Source organism: Streptomyces mashuensis (assembly GCF_014654785.1).
In the GTDB taxonomy this organism is placed as follows: Bacteria; Actinomycetota; Actinomycetes; order Streptomycetales; family Streptomycetaceae; genus Streptomyces; species Streptomyces mashuensis.
The window spans coordinates 9,689-29,892 of the sequence record NZ_BNBD01000009.1; the positions used below are offsets into that span (position 1 = coordinate 9,689).

Here is a 20,204-nt window from a genome sequence, read left to right on the forward strand (position 1 = left end):
TACCGCCGGGAGCGCGGCCGGGCCTCCCGCCGGTTCTGCGCGGTTCCGCTGGTCGGGGATAGGTGCCTGGGTCGACTACCATCGTGGGCGATTTGTTGGTGTCCGGGGGTATAGCGGTGAGGAGTGAGCGCCCGTGTCCCCGTCGCTGCACTCCCGGTACCCCTGTGGTGCCCGTGACGGTCGACACGAGGTCGCCGACGGTTCCCGGATCGGGCCGAAACACCGCGTGACACCCATCACTTTGGCCGGGCAAATCGGACACCATCTTTGTGCACGCGTTCACAAAGACATAGCCTGCCTTCGACGGGGCGGTCCAGGGACGAGGCGCCGCCCGCAGCCCCGCTCTACCCGCAGGAGCACCGTGGCAACTGGCCGAACTCACCGACCGGCGACCCGAAGCCGAGGGATCCCCGAGGCCACCGTCGCCCGGCTACCGCTGTATCTGCGTGCGCTGACCGCGCTCTCCGAGCGCTCGGTCCCCACGGTCTCCTCCGAGGAGCTCGCGGCCGCGGCGGGCGTCAATTCCGCCAAGCTCCGCAAGGACTTCAGCTACCTCGGCTCCTACGGCACCCGCGGCGTCGGCTACGACGTCGAGTACCTCGTCTACCAGATCTCCCGCGAGCTGGGCCTGACCCAGGACTGGCCCGTGGTCATCGTCGGCATCGGCAACCTGGGCGCGGCCCTCGCCAACTACGGCGGCTTCGCCTCGCGCGGCTTCCGCGTCGCCGCGCTGATCGACGCCGACCCCGCCATGACCGGCAAGCCGGTGGCCGGGCTGCCCGTGCGGCACACCGACGACCTGGAGTCGATCATCCGGGACAACGGGGTGTCCATCGGCGTGATCGCCACGCCCGCGGGCGCCGCCCAGCAGGTCTGCGACCGGCTCGTGGCCGCCGGCGTCACCTCGATCCTCAACTTCGCGCCGACCGTGCTGTCCGTGCCCGACGGCGTGGACGTGCGCAAGGTCGACCTCTCCATCGAGCTGCAGATCCTCGCCTTCCACGAGCAGCGCAAGGCGGGCGAGGAGCCCGGCCGTCCCGCCGCCCCGGCCGGCCCCGTCGCCGCCGCGGCCCGCCCGGCCGCCGCCCCCGCCGCCCCCACTGCGCCCACCACGTCTGCCACCGGCTCCGCCGCGGCCGTCACCGCCGCCACCGCCGGTGGCCGGAAGGGACCGGAGGGGGACGTCCCCGCCGTGATGCCGGCATGAGCCTCCTCGTCGTCGGCCTCAGCCACCGCAGCGCCCCCGTCAGCGTGCTGGAGCGGGTCGCCCTCGCCCCCGGGGCGCGGGCCGCCCTGGTGCGCGACACCCTCGCCGCCGAGCCCGCCACCGAGGCCGCGGTGCTGGCCACCTGCAACCGCGTCGAGCTCTACGCGGACGTGGACAAGTTCCACGCCGGCGTCGCCGAGCTGTCCACGCTGCTCGCCCGCCACTCCGGCGTCGGCCTGGACGAGCTCACCCCCTATCTCTACGTGCACTACGAGGACCGCGCCGTCCACCACCTCTTCTCGGTGGCCTGCGGCCTGGACTCGATGGTCGTCGGCGAGGGCCAGATCCTCGGCCAGATCAAGGACGCGCTCGCCCTCGGCCAGGAGCTGCACACCGCCGGCCGGCTGCTGAACGACCTGTTCCAGCAGGCGCTGCGGGTCGGCAAGCGCGCCCACAGCGAGACCGGCATCGACAAGGCCGGCCAGTCGCTGGTCACCTTCGGCCTGGAGCAGCTCGCCGACGGCGCGCCCGTCGAGGGCTGGGCCGCCGGCCGGCGCGCGCTGGTGATCGGCGCCGGCTCGATGTCGTCGCTGGCCGCCGCCACCCTCGCGCGCGCGGGCGTCGCCCACGTCGCCGTCGCCAACCGCACCCTGGAGCGGGCCGAGCGGCTCGCCGCGATCCTCACCGAGCCCGGCGGCCCCGGCCGGCAGGACGGCTCCGCCCCGGGCTTCACCGCCTCCGCCGTGCAGATGGACGCGCTCGCCGCCGAGCTCGCGCTCGCCGACGTCGTCGTCTCCTGCACCGGCGCCACCGGCCTGGTCCTCACCGCCGACGCGCTGCGCACCGCCCTGGCCGCCGGCCACGGCCGGCTCGCCGTGCTCGACCTGGCCATGCCGCGCGACGTCGACGCCGCCGCGCACCGCCTGGAGGGCGTGCGCCTGGTCGACATCGAGACGCTCGCCGAGGCGTCCGCGGACGCCCCCATGGCCGCCGACGTCGACGCCGTGCGCACCATCGTCTCCGACGAGGTGGCCGCCTTCGGCGCCGCCCAGCGCGCCGCCCACATCACGCCGACCGTGGTCGCCCTGCGCGCCATGGCCGCCGATGTCGTGGCCGGGGAGATGGCCCGCCTCAACGGCCGGCTGCCCGGCCTGGACGACAAGCAGCGCGCGGAGATCACCCAGACCGTGCGCCGCGTCGTCGACAAGCTGCTGCACGCGCCGACGGTACGGGTGAAGGAGCTGGCCGCCACCCCCGGCGGGGCCGGCTACGCCGACGCGCTGCGGGAGCTCTTCGACCTCGACCCGCAGGCGGTCGCCGCCGTCAGCCGGGCCGACCAGCCCACCGCCCACCGGCAGGACACTCGGGAGCCGGCATGAACGACACCTCCGCCCAGCAGCGACCGCTGCGCCTGGGCACCCGGCGCAGCGCGCTGGCCATGGCCCAGTCCGGGCAGGTGGCCGACGCGGTGCGCCGGCTGACCGGCCGCCCGGTGGAGCTGGTCGAGATCACTACCTACGGGGACGTCTCGCGCGAGGCGCTGGCGCAGATCGGCGGCACCGGCGTGTTCGTCAACGCGCTGCGCGAGCGGCTGCTCGCGGGTGACATCGACTTCGCGGTGCACTCGCTGAAGGACCTGCCGACCGCGCAGCCGGAGGAGCTGCTGCTGGCGGCGGTGCCCCGGCGCGAGGACCCGCGCGACGTGCTCGTCGCCCGCGACGGCCTGTCGTTCCGGCAGCTGGCGGAGTTGTCCGCCGCCGGCCGGCCGGCCCGCATCGGCACGGGTTCGCCGCGCCGCATGGCGCAGCTGAACGCGTGGGCGCGGCAGCTGGGCCTGCGGGTGGAGACGGTCGCCGTGCGCGGCAACGTCGACACGCGGATCGGCTATGTCGCCGAGGGCGAGCTGGACGCCGTCGTGCTGGCGGCCGCCGGCCTGTCCCGGCTGGGCCGGACGGCGGAGATCACCGAGTTCCTGTCCACGGACCAGGTTCTGCCCGCCCCCGGCCAGGGGGCCCTGGCGATCGAGTGCGCCGCGACCAACGCACCGCTCGCCGCCACGCTCGCGCAGCTCGACGACCCGTTCACGCGGGCCGCCGTGACCGCCGAGCGTTCCCTGCTCGCCGCCCTGGAGGCCGGCTGCAGTGCACCCGTGGGTGCGCTGGCCGACCCCTTGGCCGACGGGCAGGCTGTCACCGAATTGCGCCTGCGCGGCGTCGTCGGCACGACCGACGGTTCCACGCTGGTGCAGCTGTCCACCACCGGTCCCGTTCCCGCGTCCGAGCAGGACGCCGTCGCTCTCGGCCGCGAACTCGCCGCCGAGATGCTCGACAAGGGTGCGGCCGGTCTTATGGGGGAGCGAGCACATTGAACCCCACCGCCCCGAACCACCCCGCGCACGGGCACGTCACCTTCCTGGGTGCCGGCCCCGGAGACCCGGGCCTGCTGACGCTGCGTGCCGTGGAGGCACTGGCGGCCGCGGACGTCCTGATCGCCGACCCGCAGGTGCTCGACGTGGTGCGTACGCATGCCCGGGCCACCGTGGACATGCCGGCCCCGACGGTTACTGACGAGTCGTCAAAGGCCGCCGGAGTCCCGGTCCTCCGGGACACCGCCAATCTTGTCATGACGGCCGCGCGCGGCGGCAAGCGGGTCGTCCGCGCCGTGCTGGGCGACCCCGGCCTCGACGGCGACGCCGCCGAGGAGATGCTGGCGTGCGCCGCCGAGGGCATCACCTTCGAGGTGGTCCCCGGCATCGCCACGGCCGTCGGCGTGCCCGCGTACGCCGGTGTGCCGCTGCGCGACGGGCAGGGCGGCGACGTCCGGTTCGTCGACGCCCGCACCGCCACGGCCACCTGCTGGGCCGAGGTCGGCGCCAGCGAGGTCACCGCCGTCGTCTCCACCACGCTCGACAGCGTGGTGGCCGCCGCCGGGGAGCTCGTCTCCGCCGGCCGCCGCCCGGAGACGCCGGTCAGCGTCACCGTCGCCGGCACCACCACCCGCCAGCGCACCTGGACCGCCACCCTCGGCACGCTCCAGCAGGTGCTCAAGGCCGCCAAGGTGCTGCCGTCGGCCGACGGCGCCCAGCCGGTCATAGCCGTGGTCGGCGAGCGCAGTGCCGCCGACCGGCGCGAGCAGCTGTCGTGGTTCGAGTCCAAGCCGCTCTTCGGCTGGAACGTGCTCGTGCCGCGCACCAAGGAACAGGCCGCCTCGCTCTCCGACCAGCTCCGCTCGTACGGCGCCGTGCCGCACGAGGTGCCGACCATCGCCGTGGAGCCCCCGCGCACCCCGCAGCAGATGGAGCGCGCGGTCAAGGGCCTGGTCACCGGCCGCTACGAGTGGATCGCCTTCACCTCCGTCAACGCGGTGAAGGCCGTCCGGGAGAAGTTCGAGGAGTACGGGCTCGACGCCCGTGCCTTCGCCGGCATCAAGGTCGCCGCCGTCGGCGAGCAGACCGCGAAGTCGCTGGTCGAGTTCGGCGTCAAGCCCGACCTGGTGCCCAGCGGCGAGCAGTCGGCCGCCGGCCTCCTGGAGGACTGGCCGCCGTACGACCCGGTCTTCGACCCGATCGACCGCGTCTTCCTGCCGCGCGCCGACATCGCCACCGAGACCCTGGTGGCCGGCCTGATCGAACTGGGCTGGGAGGTCGACGACGTCACGGCCTACCGGACCGTACGGGCCTCGCCGCCGCCGGCCGAGACCCGGGAGGCGATCAAGGGCGGCGGCTTCGACGCCGTGCTGTTCACCTCCTCCTCCACCGTGCGGAACCTCGTCGGCATCGCCGGCAAGCCGCACAACGTCACCGTCATCGCCTGCATCGGCCCGGCCACCGCGAAGACCGCGGAGGAGCACGGCCTGCGGGTGGACGTGCTGTCGCCCGAGCCCTCGGTGCACAAGCTGGCCGAGGCGCTGGCGGAGTTCGGGGCCGCGCGGCGCGACGCCGCGCTGGCGGCCGGCGACCCCGTCACCCGACCGAGCGAGCGACGGCCCGGATCGCGTAGAAGGGCACGGAGTTGAGCACCACCTACGGCACGTTCCCGGGGTCCCGGCCCCGCCGGCTGCGGACCACCCCCGCCATGCGCCGCATGGTCGCCGAGCACCGGCTGCACCCGGCCGACCTGATCCTGCCCGCCTTCGTGCGGGAGGGCATCACCGAGCCGGTGCCGGTCTCGGCCATGCCCGGCGTCGTCCAGCACACCCGCGACACGCTCCGCAAGGCCGCCGTGGAGGCCCGTGAGGCCGGCGTCGCCGGCATCATGCTCTTCGGCGTGCCCGAGGACGCCAAGAAGGACGCGCTCGGCACCGCCGGCACCGACCCCGACGGCATCCTCCAGGTCGCCATCCGCGACGTGAAGGCCGAGGTCGGCGACGACCTCGTCATCATGTCCGACCTGTGCCTCGACGAGTTCACCGACCACGGCCACTGCGGCGTCCTCGACGCCCACGGCCGCGTCGACAACGACGCCACGCTCGAGCGGTACGCCGAGATGGCCCAGGTCCAGGCCGACGCCGGCGTCCACGTCGTGGGCCCCAGCGGCATGATGGACGGCCAGGTCGGCGTCATCCGCGACGCCCTCGACCAGACCGGCCACGAGGACGTCTCCGTCCTCGCCTACACCGTCAAGTACGCCTCCGCGTTCTACGGCCCGTTCCGCGAGGCCATCGGCTCCTCGCTCCAGGGCGACCGCAAGACCTACCAGCAGGACCCGGCCAACGTCCGCGAGTCCCTGCGCGAACTCGCCCTCGACCTCGCCGAGGGCGCCGACATGGTCATGGTCAAGCCCGGCCTGCCCTACCTCGACGTCCTCGCCAAGGTCGCCGACGCCGTCGACGTGCCCGTCGCCGCGTACCAGATCAGCGGCGAGTACGCGATGGTCGAGGCCGCCGCGGCCAACGGCTGGATCGACCGCGACCGCGCCATCATGGAGACCCTCACCGGCTTCAAGCGGGCCGGCGCGGACATGATCCTCACCTACTGGGCCACCGAGGTCGCCCGGCAGCTCGCCTGACGGACGACGTCACACAGCGCGACGGCGGCGCCCGGACCCCGAGAGGGGCCGGGCGCCGCCGTCGTCGTACGCCCGCCGCCCGCCACTGCTGCGAACCCCTCGCGTTTGCGCTGCTCACGCGAGCAACTGCGGACCCTTCACGATCGTCACCCACACAGGTCGAGTCTCGCGGAAACAGTGAAGGCGGGCCGCGCACGCTCCGACCATGATTACGGTGGGTGTCAGGCCGCTTACGCTACGGAGGCGTGCATGAGTCACGACCCGGAACTCACGGACGACTGGGAGTACACCCTCCAGGTCCCGTCCGACCCCATGGCGCCGTGCATCGCACGACGCACGCTGCGCACCATCTTCGAGGAGCACGGATTCCTCGAACTCGCCGACACGGCCGAGCTGCTCACCTCGGAGCTCGTCACCAACGCGTACCGCTACTCCGACGGCCCCGCCTCCGTACGCGTCAAACGCGAGGGCGACCGCGTACGCGTGGCCGTGTGGGACACCAACCCGCGCCTCCCCGCCCTCGACGGCGTCGCCCTCCCGGACGGGGACGGGGAGGACGACGGCGCCGAGCGCGGGCGCGGCCTCGGGCTGGTGCAGTGGTGCGCCGACAGCTGGGGCGGATTCGCCCTGCGCGACCAGCCCCAGGGACTGGTCGGCAAACTCATCTGGTTCGAACTGGGCGCCCCCGCCGCCGGCTGAGGACCTACAGCTTCTCGGGGGTGCGGATGCCCAGCAGCTCCATGCCCTGGCGCAGCGTGCGCGCGGTCAGCTCGCACAGGAACAGGCGGTTCTCCACCTGCCCGGGCGTCTCCGCCCGCAGCACCGGGCACTGGTCGTAGAACGTCGTGTACAGCGAGGCCAGCTGGTACAGGTACCCGGCCAGCTTGTGCGGCGCGTACTCGGCGGCCGCCTCCCGCACCGTCTCCCCGAACTGGTCGAGGTGCAGCCCCAGCGCACGCTCGGCCGGTGCGAGGGCGAGCTCGGGGTGGGCGACGGGCGCGGCGTCGCCGGCCTTGCGCAGGATCGACTGGATGCGCGCGAACGCGTACTGGAGGTACACCGACGTGTCGCCGTTGAGCGACACCATCTGGTCCAGGTCGAACTTGTAGTCGCGGCTCGCGGACGTCGACAGGTCGGCGTACTTCACCGCGCCGATGCCCACCTGGGCACCGCGCTCGGCGATCTCCTCCTCCGTGAGGTCCTGCGCCTTCTCCCGGACGATGGCCGACGCACGGCTGATCGCCTCGTCCAGCAGGTCCACCAGCCGCACCGTCTCGCCCTCACGGGTCTTGAACGGCTTGCCGTCCTTGCCGAGCACCGTGCCGAAGCCCAGCTGCACCGCCGTGACCTCGTCGTTCAGCCAGCCGGCCCGGCGGGCGGTCTCGAAGACCATCTTGAAGTGCAGCGACTGACGGGCGTCCACCACGTACAGCAGCGTGTCCGCCTTCAGGTTGAACACCCGGTCCCGGATCGCCGACAGGTCCGTCGCCGCGTAGCCGTAGCCGCCGTCCGACTTCTGCACGATCAGCGGCACCGGGTTGCCCTCGGGGCCCTTCACGTCGTCGAAGAACACGCACAGCGCGCCCTCGGAGCGCACCGCGACGCCCGACTCCTCCAGCAGGCGGCAGGTCTCGGCGAGCATGTCGTTGTAGCCGGACTCGCCGACGATGTCCTCGTCGCGGATCTCCACGTCCAGCTTCTCGAAGACCGAGTAGAAGTAGATCTTCGACTCGTCGACGAACTTCTGCCACAGCGCCAGCGTCTCGGGGTCGCCGGCCTGGAGCTCCACCACCCGGCGCCGGGCCCGGCCCTTGAACTCCTCGTCCGCGTCGAACAGCGCGCGCGAGGCCTTGTACAGCCGGTTGAGGTTGGACATCGCCTCCTCGCCCGAGGTCTCACCGGCCTTGTGGTCCAGCTCGTGCGGGTGCTCGATCAGGTACTGGATGAGCATGCCGAACTGGGTGCCCCAGTCGCCGATGTGGTGGCGGCTGACCACCTTCTCGCCGGTGAACTCCAGCAGCCGGACGACCGAGTTGCCGATCACCGTGTTCCGCAGGTGGCCGACGTGCATCTCCTTGGCCACGTTCGGCTGCGCCCAGTCGATCACCGTGGTGCCGGGGTGCTCCTTGAACGGCACGCCCAGCCGGTTGTCCGCGGCACGCGCCGCCAGGTTCTCCGTGATCGCGCCGTCGGTGACGGTCACGTTGAGGAAGCCCGGGCCGGACACCTCCACGTCCCGCACCAGGCCCTCGGCGGGCAGCGCGGCGACCACCTTGGCGGCCAGCTCGCGCGGGTTCCCGCCGAGCTTCTTGGCCAGCGCCAGCATCCCGTTCGCCTGGAAGTCGGCCCGGTCGCTCCGTCGCAGCAGCGGGTCGGCGGCGCCGGCCTCCGGCAGGGCGGAGGACAGGGCGGCCGACAGGCGCTGGTGGAGCGAGGAGGCGAGCGAGGGAACCGAAGCCATGAGGTGGGTGCCATTCCGGTAGACGGCAAAAGCGACACCCCGAGTATCCCACGCGCGTACCACGGCCCCCCGGGCATTTCCCCGCCGCGGCGGGCAACCCCGTCACCCCCCGCTCCGTCTGGGACAATGGTCATGCCAGGACCGTAAGGAAGGAAGTGCCGTGGCTCAGGCTCAGAGCACCGAGGCCGACTGGGTCTCCCGTTTCGCCGACGAGGTCATCGCCGAGGGCGAGCGCCGGGCGCCCGGCAAACCGATCGTCGTCGCGTCGGGCCTGTCCCCCTCCGGCCCCATCCACCTCGGCAACCTCCGCGAGGTCATGACCCCGCACCTGGTCGCCGACGAGATCCGCCGCCGCGGCCTGGAGTGCGTCCACATCCTCTCCTGGGACGACTACGACCGGTACCGCAAGGTCCCGGCCGGCATCGACCCGTCCTGGGCGGAGCACATCGGCAAGCCGCTGACCTCCGTCCCGGCCCCGCCCGGCAGCAGCCACGCCAACTGGGCCGAGCACTTCAAGGCCGCGATGATCGAGGCGCTCGCCGAGCTGGGCATCGAGTACAAGGGCATCAGCCAGACCGCGCAGTACACCTCGGGCGCCTACCGCGAGCAGATCCTGCACGCCATGAAGCACCGCGGCGACATCGACGCGATCCTCGCCCAGTACCGCACCAAGCCGAAGCCGGCCGCGAAGAAGCAGCAGAAGCCGGTCGACGAGGCCGAGCTGGAGGCCGCCGAGGGCTCCGGCGCCGCCGCCGAGGACGACGGCAGCGGCAGCACGGGCTACTACCCGTACAAGCCCTACTGCACCGCCTGCAACAAGGACCTCACCACCATCACGGCGTACGACGACGAGACCACCGAGCTCTCGTACGTCTGCGCCTGCGGCCACGGCGAGACCGTGCTGCTCAAGGAGTTCGACCACGGCAAGCTGGTCTGGAAGGTCGACTGGCCCATGCGCTGGGCCCACGAAGGCGTGATCTTCGAGCCGTCCGGCGTCGACCACTCCTCGCCCGGCTCGTCCTTCCAGGTCGGCGGCCAGATCGTCGGCCCCGTCTTCGGCGGCGAGCAGCCCATCGGCCCGATGTACGCCTTCGTCGGCATCAGCGGCATGGCCAAGATGTCCTCCTCCAAGGGCGGCGTCCCCACCCCCGGCGACGCCCTGAAGATCATGGAGGCACCGCTGCTGCGCTGGCTCTACGCCCGCCGCAAGCCCAACCAGTCCTTCAAGATCGCCTTCGACCAGGAGATCCAGCGGCTCTACGACGAGTGGGACAAGCTCGGCGCCAAGGTCGCCGACGGCACCGTCCTGCCCGCCGACGCCGCCGCCCACGCCCGTGCCGTCCGCACCGCCGCCGGCGAGCTGCCCGTCACGCCGCGCCCGCTCCCGTACCGCACGCTCGCCTCGGTCGTCGACATCACCGCCGGCCACGACGAGCAGACCCTGCGCATCCTCGGCGACCTCGACCCGGCCAACCCGGTCACCTCGCTCGACGAGTGCCGCCCGCGCCTGGACAAGGCCGAGCACTGGATCAACACCCAGGTCCCCGCCGACCAGCGCACCATCGTCCGCGCCGAGCCCGACACCGAGCTGCTCGGCTCCCTCGACGACCAGGGCCGCGAGTCGCTGCGGCTGCTGCTCGAGGGCCTGGACGAGCACTGGTCGCTGGACGGCCTGACCAACCTCGTCTACGGCGTGCCCAAGGTCATGGCCGGCCTGGAGCCCGACGCCAAGCCGACCCCCGAGCTGAAGGTCGCGCAGCGCCAGTTCTTCGCGCTGCTCTACCACCTGCTCGTCGGCCGCGACACGGGCCCGCGCCTGCCCACCCTCCTCCTCGCCGTCGGCGCGGACCGGGTGCGCAAGCTGCTCGCCGCCTGACCCTGCACGACGCGCACGACGCGTACGACACGAACGCCGCCCGGTGCCTTTCGGCGCCGGGCGGCGTTCGTCGTACCGGGGCGCCGGTCACTTGTTGGCGTCGGCGACCGCCTTCACCACGTCCTTCGCCGCCTGCTGGGCGTTCTTCTTCAGCTCGTCGGGGTCCGGCGACTTCGCGCCCTGGAGACCGGCACCGCTGTACTTCACCGTCAGCACGACGTTGGCCGTCCGCGCGACCACGATCTCGTTCTTGTACTCGTCGTCGTTCTTCTTCGTGTCCGTGCTGACCAGGGCGGCCTCACCGTCACCGATGCCGGAGACCTTCTCCGTCTTCGCGTTCGTCGCGCCGTCGGCCGTCGTGACCGCCGTCGCCTGCTGGGCCGCGAAGTCCTGGGCGCGCTTCTCGCCGGTGCCCAGCGTCGGGTCCGAGGTGAGCCGCTTCAGCGACACCACCAGGACCCGGTTCTGCATGTTCTTCACGTCCTCCTTGTCGAGGCCGCTCCAGATGCAGCTGGCGATGTCGTTGGTGTCACCCGTGTTGAGGGGCTTGCCCTCCTTCTTGTCCACCTTCGGGACGATGTCCTCGATCGTCTTCTCGGTGACGGTCTTGCACGCCTCCGGCAGCTTGCCGAACCGGGCGGCCTGAACGCTCGGCGCCGTCTGCGGCGTGGCCGCCGACTTCGTCGGCTTGGCCGACTCCTTCTTCGAGCCGGAGTCCCCGTCGGAGGAGCAGCCGGTGGCGACGAGCATCACCGGTACTGCGGCGCAGGCGAGGATTCGGGCGAGTCGCGGGGCTGTACGTCGGTGCATGGGTCCTTCGCTCATTCGGTCGCTCATTCGGTGGAAGGGGCCTGTGAGGTCCTGTGAAGTCCTGAGAGGTCCTTGAGGCACGGTACGCCGGGCGGCCGCGGCGGCGGCCGGAACGGCACGCAGCGCGCCGCGCCACCCGGCCTAATTGCCGAAGTGCCCGGCGTCCAGCTCGCGGGCCAGCGCCTGCGCCCTGCCCTGGAGGTCCTGGCTCGTCGGCACGTGGTGCGGGTCGCTGCTCCACTGGTCGTAGGCGACGGTGACCAGGACGTTCGCGGACCGGAAGACGACGGTGACGTCGCGGTGCACGCCGGAGCCGGTGGTGACCAGGCGGTCGTCCACGTACGCGTCGTCGCCGAGGTCGTCCAGGGTGCGGGGCGCGAGGCGGGGATCGGTGGCCGGCGCGGACGGCGGGACCGAGGGCGCGACGGAGGCGTCGCCGAGCTGCGGGCCGGGCCCGGGGCTCTGGCTCGCGCCGGGGGAGGGGCTGCCGCTGTTCCCGCTGCCGCTCGGGGAGGGGGTCGGGGACGGCGAGGGGGAGGCGGCGGGGATGTGCGCGGCGGTGGCCATGCGCTGGTACAGCTGCTCGGCGCGCTTCTCGTCGCTGACGCCCGGCTGGTACGACACGACGCGCTCGAAGTCGACCGACAGGTGCCGGGAGCCGGTGGGCGTCTCCAGCTTCCAGCGGCAGCCGACGCGCCGGTCGGTGTCGTACGTGAGGGTGGCCTGGCCGCGGAGGATCCGGGTGGCCTCCTCCTCGCCGTTCTCGTCGGCGCCGGGCAGCATGCGGCGCACGGTGTCGCGGCTGACGTAGCCGCAGGGCTCGGGGAGGCTGTGGTACTTGCCGGGCTGCGGCGCGGGTGCCGAGGCGCCGGTCAGGCCGGGCTTGGCGTCGTTGCCGCCGGTGGTCGCCGACCCGGCGTCACATGCGGTCAGACCGGCCGAGAGCACGGCTGCGGCCAGTGCGGCTGCCGGTGCGTACGCCCTTCGCTGCACTGTCCGTGGCTCCCTTCGTCGCCGAAATCCTGTTGCCGCCCCGGGGCGGCGGCTGGAGACAATGTCTACCGCACGCGCTGCCGCGTCTGCCGGTCCGCCGTCGTGGATGAACTGATAGTTCCGGCTTTTGCGCTATTCACACTTTTCACTGTTTTCGGGGGAATGAGGAAGGTATGTCCTACACCGAGGTGCCCGGCGCCCGGGTACCGATCCGTATGTGGGCCGATCCGGCCACGGTCGAGCCGGTGGCCATGCAGCAGCTGCGGAACGTCTCGACGCTGCCGTGGATCGAGGGCCTCGCCGTGATGCCGGACGTCCACTTCGGCAAGGGCGCCACGGTCGGCTCGGTGATCGCGATGCGCGGCGCGGTCTGCCCGGCGGCCGTGGGCGTCGACATCGGCTGCGGCATGTCCGCGGTGAAGACGTCGCTGACGGCGAACGACCTGCCGGGCGATCTGTCGGGCCTCCGCTCGAAGATCGAGGCGGCGATCCCGGTGGGCTTCGCGATGCACGACGACCCGGTCGACCCGCGCCGCCTGCACGGGTTCCCGACGGCGGGGTGGGACGGGTTCTGGGAGCGGTTCGACGCGATCGCGGAACCGGTCAAGAAGCGTCAGACTCGGGCGTGGAAGCAGATGGGTTCGCTCGGATCGGGCAACCACTTCCTGGAATTCTGTCTTGATGAGACAGGTTCGGTCTGGTTGATGCTCCACTCCGGCTCGCGGAACATCGGCAAGGAGCTGGCCGAGTACCACATAGGCCGGGCGCAGAAGCTGTCGCACAATCAGGGGCTCGTCGACCGCGACCTCGCCGTGTTCCTGGCGGAGACGCCGGAGATGGCCGCCTACCGGCACGACCTGTTCTGGGCGCAGGAGTACGCGCGCCTCAACCGCGAGGTCATGATGGGGCTCTTCAAGGACGTGGTCCGCAAGGAGTTCAAGAAGGCCAAGCCGATGTTCGAGTCCGTCATCTCGTGCCACCACAACTACGTGGCCGAGGAGACGTACGAGGGCGTGGACCTGCTGGTGACGCGCAAGGGCGCGATCCGGGCCGGCAGCGGCGAGTACGGCATCATCCCGGGCTCGATGGGCACGGGCTCGTACATCGTGCGCGGCCTGGGCAACGAGGCGGCGTTCAACTCGGCCTCGCACGGCGCGGGCCGCCGGATGAGCCGCAACAAGGCGAAGAAGCTGTTCTCGGCGCAGGACCTGGCCGAGCAGACGCGCGGTGTGGAGTGCCGGAAGGACTCCGGCGTGGTCGACGAGATCCCGGCCGCGTACAAGCCGATCGAGCAGGTCATGGAACAGCAGCGGGACCTCGTCGAGGTGGTGGCGAAGCTGAAGCAGATCGTCTGCGTGAAGGGCTGACGCCGCTACGGCCTGCCCCTACCGCTGCTCGCGGTGGATCTTGTAGTTGGAGGCCTGGGCGCGGGGGCGGACGATCAGGAGGTCGATGTTGACGTGCGGGGGGCGGGTGACGGTCCAGGTGATGGTCTCGGCGACGTCCTCGGCGGTGAGGGGGTCCGGGACGCCGCCGTAGACCGCCTCGGCGCGGTCCTGGTCGCCGGCGAAGCGGGTGAGGGCGAACTCCTCGGTCTTCACCATGCCGGGGGCGATCTCCACGACGCGGACGGGCTCGCCGCACAGCTCCAGGCGGAGCGTCTCGGTGAGGGCGTGGGCGCCGTACTTGGCGGCGGCGTAGCCGGCGCCGCCCTCGTACGTGCCGTGGCCCGCGGTGGAGGTCACGACGATCACCGTGCCCTCGGCGGCGCGGAGGCGGGGGAGCAGGGCCTGGGTCATGTGGAGCACGCCGAGGACGTTGACCTCGTACATCGTGCGCCAGTGGGCGGGGTCGGCGGTGGCGACGGGGTCGAGGCCCAGCGCGCCGCCGGCGTTGTTGACCAGGACCTCGACGGGGCCGTGGTCGTCGAGGGACGCGGCGAAGGCGTCGACGGCGGCGCGGTCGGTGACGTCGAGGGGGTACGGGACGGCCTCGTGGCCGGCGGCGGTGATCTCGTCGGCGAGGGCCTTCAGCCGGTCCGCCCGGCGGGCGGTGATCACGACGCGGTAGCCGGCGGCGGCCAGGGCGCGGGCGGTGGCGGCGCCGATGCCGCTGCTGGCTCCGGTGACGACGGCGGTGCGGGTGGTCATGCGGTCCTCCTGGGCGGGGGCGGGCTCCGCCCGAAGGATATGCGGCCCCGGGCGTGAGGCTAGGGCCAGACCAGGCAGTACGGCTCGTGGCCCGCCTCGTGCAGGCGGTGGCTGAAGTCCTGCCACTCGTGCAGCAGCCGGTAGACGTCGAAGGCGTCGCGCGGGCCGCCGCGGTCGGGGACCGTGGACCAGATGAAGGCGGCGGCGCCCACCGATTCCTCGCCGATTCCGCGCAGCGGGTCGACGACGGTCATGGGGGGCAGCTTGACCACGGCGTAGTCGGGGTGGAGGACGACGAGCTCCAGCGGGGGCACCTTGTGCAGGGGTATGCCCTCGATGCCGGTGAGGACCATGGCGGCCACGGTCTCCGGCTTGATCCGGGTGAACATCCCGCCCATGCCCAGCTCGTCACCGCCGAGCTCCTCGGGGCGCATGGAGATGGGGACGCGCGCCGCGGTGGCGCCGTTGGGGGCCCCGAAGTACTTGTAGGTCACCCCCACCCGGCCACTCCTGCTTCCCGTGCTGTGTTCCTGGCGGTGCTCCTCGCGCCGGTGCCGCCCCCTGTGGCCGCGCCGGGCTCGCTCGGGCCCCAGGTCATCGGTGCCCTCGCCCAGTCCGCCACCGCGATGCATATCTCCACCCGACCGCTTTTTTACGCAGCACAGCCCCCGCCGCGCAACCAGATCATCGTCTCAGAGACCTCCCCCGTGCGCGGCGTGCGAAACGCCCGGCCGCGAGGGACCGGGACGCTCTGAGACCATGGCAGGCGTGAGCTATCCATTCAGTGCCCCAGTCTCCCAGACGCTCTTCGACCGCGCGGCTGCCGTGACGCCCGGTGGCGTGAACTCTCCGGTGCGCGCTTTCCGTGCCGTGGGTGGTACGCCCCGGTTCATGGTGTCCGGCACCGGTCCGTACCTCACGGACGCGGACGGCCGGGAGTACGTGGATCTCGTATGTTCCTGGGGGCCGATGATTCTCGGCCATGCGCACCCCCAGGTCGTGGCGGCCGTGCAGGAGGCCGTGGCGCGCGGTACCTCCTTCGGGACGCCCGGTGAGGGCGAGGTGGCGCTGGCCGAGGAGATCGTGGCCCGGGTGGAGCCCGTGGAGCAGGTGCGCCTGGTCTCCTCGGGCACCGAGGCGACGATGTCGGCGATCCGGCTGGCGCGCGGCTTCACCGGCCGGGCCAAGGTGATCAAGTTCGCCGGCTGCTACCACGGCCATGTGGACGCGCTGCTGGCCGCGGCCGGCTCGGGCGTGGCCACGTTCGGGCTGCCGGACACGCCCGGCGTCACGGGTGCGCAGGCGGGCGACACGATCGTGCTGCCGTACAACGACCTGGAGGCCGTGCACGAGGCGTTCCACGCGTACCCGGGGGAGATCGCCTGTGTGATCACCGAGGCGTCGCCGGGCAACATGGGCGTGGTGCCGCCGCTGCCGGGCTTCAACGAGGGCCTGAAGACGGCGTGCGCGCAGAACGGTGCGCTGTTCATCTCCGACGAGGTGATGACGGGCTTCCGTGTGTCGAAGGAGGGCTGGTACGGCATCGACCGGGTGAAGCCCGACCTGATGACCTTCGGCAAGGTCATGGGCGGTGGCTTCCCGGCGGCGGCGTTCGGCGGCCGCGCCGACGTCATGGCGCACCTGGCCCCGGCCGGCCCCGTCTACCAGGCGGGCACCCTGTCCGGTAACCCGGTGGCCACGGCAGCGGGCCTGGCGCAGCTGCGGCTGCTGGACGACGCCGCGTACGCCAAGGTCAACGCGGTGTCGGAGGAGATCCGCGGGCTGGTGACCGAGGCGCTGGCGAAGGAGGGCGTGGCGCACCGGCTGCAGACTGCCGGGAACATGTTCTCGGTGTTCTTCACCGACAAGGACGTCACGGACTACGCGGCGGCCCGGACGCAGGAGGCGTTCCGCTACACCGCGTTCTTCCACTCGATGCTGTCGCAGGGCGTCTACCTGCCGCCGTCGGCGTTCGAGTCGTGGTTCGTGTCGACGACGCACGACGAGGCGGCGGTCGGCCGGATCGCGGCGGCGCTGCCGGCGGCGGCCCGTGCGGCGGCGCAGGCCACGGAGGGGGAGAAGTGAGCACCGGCGACAAGGGCGCCAAGAGCGGCGACATCACTGTCGTTCATCTGATGCGGCACGGCGAGGTGCACAATCCGGAGGGTGTGCTGTACGGCCGCCGTGCGGGCTACCACCTGTCCGAGCTGGGCCGGCGCATGGCGGACCGGGTGGCGGAGCACCTCGCCGAGCGGGACGTGACGCACGTCGTGGCCTCGCCGCTGGAGCGGGCGCAGGAGACGGCGGCGCCGATCGCCAAGACGCACGGCCTGGACGTGGCGACCGACGAGCGGCTGATCGAGGCGGCGAACGTCTTCGAGGGCAAGACGTTCGGCGTGGGCGACGGTGCGCTGCGCAAGCCGGCGAACTGGCGGCACCTGACGAACCCGTTCCGTCCGTCGTGGGGCGAGCCGTACATCGAGCAGGTCGTGCGGATGATGGGTGCGCTGGACGCGGCGAAGGACGCGGCGCGGGGCCACGAGGCGGTGCTGGTCAGCCACCAGCTGCCGATCTGGATCGTGCGGAGCTTCGTGGAGAAGCGCCGGCTGTGGCACGACCCGCGGAAGCGGCAGTGCACGCTGGCGAGCCTGACGACGTTCACCTACCGGGGCGACAGGATCGTTTCGGTGGGCTACAGCGAGCCGGCCCGTGATCTGGTGCCGCCTCACCTGCTGGCCGGCGCCAAGCCGGTGAAGGGCGGGTCGAAGGCGTTCGGCGCCTGAGCCCTCGACAGGGTTTCCGTCCCCGTCGTTTCTGTCTCCGTCGTTTCCGTCCCCGTCCGGGTGGTCCGCCGTCGGTGAACCGCCCGGACGGCTTCGTGGAAGAGCGCATCCGTCGTAGTCCGGCGCGCCCTCGTACCTGATGTCCATTTATATGGACGGCATATGGTACGAGGGCTCACGAGCACGGACGGAACCGACATGCGCGACATCACCCGAAGGGACCTGCTCGGCCTGGGCGTGGGGGCGGCCGCCGCGCTCACCGGTATCGCCGGTTGCTCGTCGGGCATACCGGACGCCCCCCGGTCGCGGCCCCGGCCCGCGGACCCGGCCGCCAAGGCCGCCGCGCGGGCCCGGCTCCGCCTCATCGGGGACGGTTCCACGGCGGACGCGGGGGAGCAGCCCAACCAGCCGTCGCGCCCGGAGCCGCTGGAGCCGGGGCAGAAGCCCCCGCAGTTCGTGATCTTCTCGTGGGACGGGGCGGGCGAGGTCGGCAACGGCCTCTTCCCCCGGTTCCGCAAGCTCGCCCGGGACCACGGCGCCCGGATGACGTTCTTCCTCTCCGGGATCTACCTGCTGCCGGAGGACCGCCGGCACCTCTACGAGCCGCCGAACAACCCGCGCGGCGCCTCCGACATCGGCTACCTGTCGGACGAGCACATCCGGGCCACGCTGGAGAACCTGCGGGCGGCCTGGCTGGAGGGCCACGAGATCGGGACGCACTTCAACGGCCACTTCTGCTCCGGCTCCGGCTCGGTCGCGCACTGGACGCCCGAGGACTGGGAGGACGAGATCGAGCAGGCCGTGTCCTTCGTCACCCGGTGGCGGAGCCACACGGGGTTCAAGGACCTGGAGCCGCTGCCCTTCGACTACCGCAAGGAGCTGATCGGCGGCCGCACCCCCTGCCTGCTGGGCCAGCACAACCTGCTGCCGGTGGCGCGGCGGCTGGGCTGGCGGTACGACGCCAGCTCGCCCGGCGGCGAGCAGGTCTGGCCGCGCAAGCGGCACGGCGTCTGGGACCTGCCCCTCCAGCAGATGCCCTTCCCGGGCCGGTCCTTCGAGGTCCTCTCGATGGACTACAACATCCTCGCCAACCAGTCCGGCAACTCCACCCGCGGCGTCCCCGCGCACTACCCCGGCTGGCGGCGGCAGGCGACGGAGGCGTACATCGCGGGCTTCGACCGGGCCTACGAGACGAACCGGGCGCCGTTCTTCATCGGCAACCATCTGGAGGAGTGGAACGGCGGGATCTACATGGACGCGGTGGAGGAGGCGTTCAAGTACATGGCCGACGACCGGCGCAAGGACGTCCGGATCGTGTCGTTCCGGCAGTTCGTCGACTGGCTCGACGTGCAGCGCCCGGAGGTGCTGCGGAAGCTGCGGCGACTCGACGTCGGGGAGAAGTGGAGCGCCCACGACTGACCCACGGCTGAACGTCCGGAACCAGCCCGACGGGCCCCGGCGGGGGGTGCGGAAGATCCGCAAACCGCCCATGCGAAACTTTTCACATGAGTGCCCGCGCCCTCCGACGCCACCTCCGTCGCCGTCGTACCCTCCTGCCGGTCACCGGCGCCGCCCTCCTGGGGCTGGCGCTCAGCGCCTGCGGCTCCGGCGGCAGCTCCGGCGGCGGTGGCCAGACGCAGTTCGTGCAGGGCAGCGGCGGCGTCGACGTGGTCAAGGACCGCGCCGGCCGGCAGGCGGCCCCCGAGCTGTCCGGCAGGACGATCGACGGCAAGGACCTCGACGTCGCCAAGGAGTACCGCGGCAAGATCGTCGTCCTCAACGTGTGGGGCTCGTGGTGCCCGCCCTGCCGGGCCGAGGCCAAGAACTTCGTCGCCGTCGCCAACGCGTACAAGGACAAGGGCGTGCAGTTCGTCGGGATCGACACCCGCGACCCCGACCCCGCGCCGGCGGTCGCCTTCCACAAGGAGTTCGGGGTCCCGTACCCGAGCCTGTACGACTCCTCCGGCAAGCTGCTGCTGCGCTTCCCCAAGGGCAGCCTCAACCCGCAGTCCATCCCGTCCACGATCTTCATCGACCGGGACGGGAAGATCGCGGCCCGGGCGCTGACGCCGCTCGGCGAGGACCAGCTGCGCGCGACGCTGGACCCGCTGGTCGCGGAGAAGTGAAAGAGATGACCCCGTGACCGCCGTCACCCTCGCCGCCGTGTCCGGCGCGCCGAACGAGACCGTCCTGTCCGGGGCGCTGCTGCTGGCGCTGCCGGTGGCGGTGCTCGGCGGCCTCGTCTCGTTCTTCTCGCCGTGCGTCCTGCCGCTGGTGCCCGGCTACCTCTCGTACGTCACCGGCGTCACCGGCGCCGACCTGGGGCAGGCGCGGCGCGGCCGGATGCTGGCCGGCTCCTCCCTCTTCGTGCTCGGCTTCTCCGCCGTCTTCGTCTCCACCGGCGCGCTCTTCGGGTTCTTCGGCCGGACGCTCCAGGAGTACCGCTCGGAGATCGGCATCGCGCTCGGCGCCCTGACGATCGTCCTGGGCCTGGGCTTCATGGGCGCCTTCAGCCTCTTCGGGCAGCGCGAGTTCCGCTTCCACAAGCGGCCCACGATGGGCCTCGCGGGCGCCCCCCTGCTGGGCGTGCTGTTCGGCGTGGGCTGGACGCCCTGCATCGGCCCGACGCTGGCGGCCGTGCAGTCGCTGTCGTTCAACCAGGCCAGCGCCGGCCGCGGCGCCCTGCTCACCGTCGCCTACTGCGTGGGCCTCGGCCTGCCGTTCGTGCTGGCCGCGCTCGCCTTCCGGCGGGCGCTGGGCGCCTTCGGCTGGGTGAAGCGGCACTACGCGTGGGTGATGCGCATCGGCGGTGGCATGCTCGTCGTGGTCGGCCTGCTCCTGGTCACCGGCGTGTGGGACCGCATGATCGGCGAGCTCCAGACGTGGTCGAGCACCTACACCCCCGGGATCTAGCGACG

Annotated in this window: 18 protein-coding genes; 13 read left to right on the forward strand and 5 right to left on the reverse strand. The window is 72.2% G+C overall.

Annotation, left to right across the window (positions count from 1 at the left end; translation table 11 throughout):
* Positions 1-361: 361 nt before the first annotated feature.
* The 6 genes from IE305_RS20815 to IE305_RS20840 all read left to right on the forward strand — a co-directional run bounded on the left by IE305_RS20815 (position 362) and on the right by IE305_RS20840 (position 6,912).
* Positions 362-1,207 carry a redox-sensing transcriptional repressor Rex gene (locus IE305_RS20815; RefSeq protein ID WP_190131202.1) on the forward strand — a complete coding sequence of 282 codons (846 nt, stop codon included), beginning with the start codon at positions 362-364 and terminating at the stop codon, positions 1,205-1,207.
* Positions 1,204-2,586, forward strand: coding sequence for a glutamyl-tRNA reductase (locus IE305_RS20820; RefSeq protein WP_190131203.1), 1,383 nt, complete (start codon positions 1,204-1,206; stop codon positions 2,584-2,586). The genes IE305_RS20815 and IE305_RS20820 overlap by 4 nt, the downstream gene beginning before the upstream one ends.
* On the forward strand, positions 2,583-3,575 hold the full coding sequence (gene hemC, locus IE305_RS20825; protein ID WP_190131204.1) for a hydroxymethylbilane synthase: 993 nt from the start codon (positions 2,583-2,585) through the stop codon (positions 3,573-3,575). Before IE305_RS20820 ends, hemC begins: the two co-directional genes overlap by 4 nt.
* Entirely contained in the window at positions 3,572-5,221 is a 1,650-nt protein-coding gene (locus IE305_RS20830; RefSeq protein WP_190131205.1) for a bifunctional uroporphyrinogen-III C-methyltransferase/uroporphyrinogen-III synthase, read from the forward strand. Before hemC ends, IE305_RS20830 begins: the two co-directional genes overlap by 4 nt.
* Positions 5,218-6,213: a porphobilinogen synthase gene (gene hemB, locus IE305_RS20835; protein WP_190131206.1), complete on the forward strand. Its 996-nt coding sequence runs from the start codon at positions 5,218-5,220 to the stop codon at positions 6,211-6,213. Before IE305_RS20830 ends, hemB begins: the two co-directional genes overlap by 4 nt.
* A gap of 249 nt (positions 6,214-6,462) precedes the next feature.
* Positions 6,463-6,912: an ATP-binding protein gene (locus IE305_RS20840; protein ID WP_190131207.1), complete on the forward strand. Its 450-nt coding sequence runs from the start codon at positions 6,463-6,465 to the stop codon at positions 6,910-6,912.
* 4 nt (positions 6,913-6,916) lie between these two features.
* Here the strand turns inward: IE305_RS20840 and argS are convergent, their stop codons facing one another.
* Positions 6,917-8,674: an arginine--tRNA ligase gene (argS, locus tag IE305_RS20845; protein WP_190131208.1), complete on the reverse strand. Its 1,758-nt coding sequence runs from the start codon at positions 8,672-8,674 to the stop codon at positions 6,917-6,919.
* Between the two features lie 160 nt (positions 8,675-8,834).
* Here argS and lysS point away from each other — a divergent pair, with 160 nt between their 5' ends.
* Positions 8,835-10,550: a lysine--tRNA ligase gene (gene lysS / locus IE305_RS20850; RefSeq protein ID WP_190131209.1), complete on the forward strand. Its 1,716-nt coding sequence runs from the start codon at positions 8,835-8,837 to the stop codon at positions 10,548-10,550.
* A gap of 87 nt (positions 10,551-10,637) precedes the next feature.
* Here the strand turns inward: lysS and IE305_RS20855 are convergent, their stop codons facing one another.
* Together IE305_RS20855 and IE305_RS20860 are read right to left on the reverse strand one after the other, a co-directional pair.
* Positions 10,638-11,360: a hypothetical protein gene (locus tag IE305_RS20855; protein WP_190131210.1), complete on the reverse strand. Its 723-nt coding sequence runs from the start codon at positions 11,358-11,360 to the stop codon at positions 10,638-10,640.
* A 141-nt stretch (positions 11,361-11,501) separates the two neighbouring features.
* On the reverse strand, positions 11,502-12,353 hold the full coding sequence (locus IE305_RS20860) for a hypothetical protein (RefSeq protein WP_190131211.1): 852 nt from the start codon (positions 12,351-12,353) through the stop codon (positions 11,502-11,504).
* A gap of 173 nt (positions 12,354-12,526) precedes the next feature.
* Between IE305_RS20860 and IE305_RS20865 the strand changes: the two genes are divergently transcribed.
* A complete protein-coding gene (locus IE305_RS20865; protein WP_190131212.1) occupies positions 12,527-13,720 on the forward strand; it encodes an RtcB family protein in 1,194 nt (397 codons plus the stop codon).
* An 18-nt stretch (positions 13,721-13,738) separates the two neighbouring features.
* Here IE305_RS20865 and IE305_RS20870 read toward each other — a convergent pair whose 3' ends face one another.
* Positions 13,739-14,503, reverse strand: a complete 765-nt coding sequence (locus IE305_RS20870) for an SDR family NAD(P)-dependent oxidoreductase (RefSeq protein ID WP_190131213.1) — start codon at positions 14,501-14,503, stop codon at positions 13,739-13,741.
* 59 nt (positions 14,504-14,562) lie between these two features.
* A complete protein-coding gene (locus IE305_RS20875; protein WP_190131214.1) occupies positions 14,563-15,135 on the reverse strand; it encodes a hypothetical protein in 573 nt (190 codons plus the stop codon).
* Between the two features lie 127 nt (positions 15,136-15,262).
* Between IE305_RS20875 and hemL the strand changes: the two genes are divergently transcribed.
* The 5 genes from hemL (at position 15,263) to IE305_RS20900 (ending at position 20,199) form a co-directional block, all read left to right on the forward strand.
* Positions 15,263-16,588, forward strand: coding sequence for a glutamate-1-semialdehyde 2,1-aminomutase (gene hemL, locus IE305_RS20880; RefSeq protein WP_190131215.1), 1,326 nt, complete (start codon positions 15,263-15,265; stop codon positions 16,586-16,588).
* A 50-nt stretch (positions 16,589-16,638) separates the two neighbouring features.
* A complete protein-coding gene (locus IE305_RS20885) occupies positions 16,639-17,286 on the forward strand; it encodes a histidine phosphatase family protein (protein ID WP_190131424.1) in 648 nt (215 codons plus the stop codon).
* Between the two features lie 198 nt (positions 17,287-17,484).
* Positions 17,485-18,705, forward strand: coding sequence for a polysaccharide deacetylase family protein (locus tag IE305_RS20890; RefSeq protein WP_190131216.1), 1,221 nt, complete (start codon positions 17,485-17,487; stop codon positions 18,703-18,705).
* 86 nt (positions 18,706-18,791) lie between these two features.
* Positions 18,792-19,412 (forward strand): TlpA family protein disulfide reductase, encoded by a 621-nt coding sequence (locus tag IE305_RS20895; protein WP_190131217.1) that lies wholly within the window; start codon positions 18,792-18,794, stop codon positions 19,410-19,412.
* A gap of 13 nt (positions 19,413-19,425) precedes the next feature.
* Positions 19,426-20,199, forward strand: a complete 774-nt coding sequence (locus tag IE305_RS20900; protein WP_190131218.1) for a cytochrome c biogenesis CcdA family protein — start codon at positions 19,426-19,428, stop codon at positions 20,197-20,199.
* The last annotated feature ends 5 nt before the right edge of the window (positions 20,200-20,204 follow it).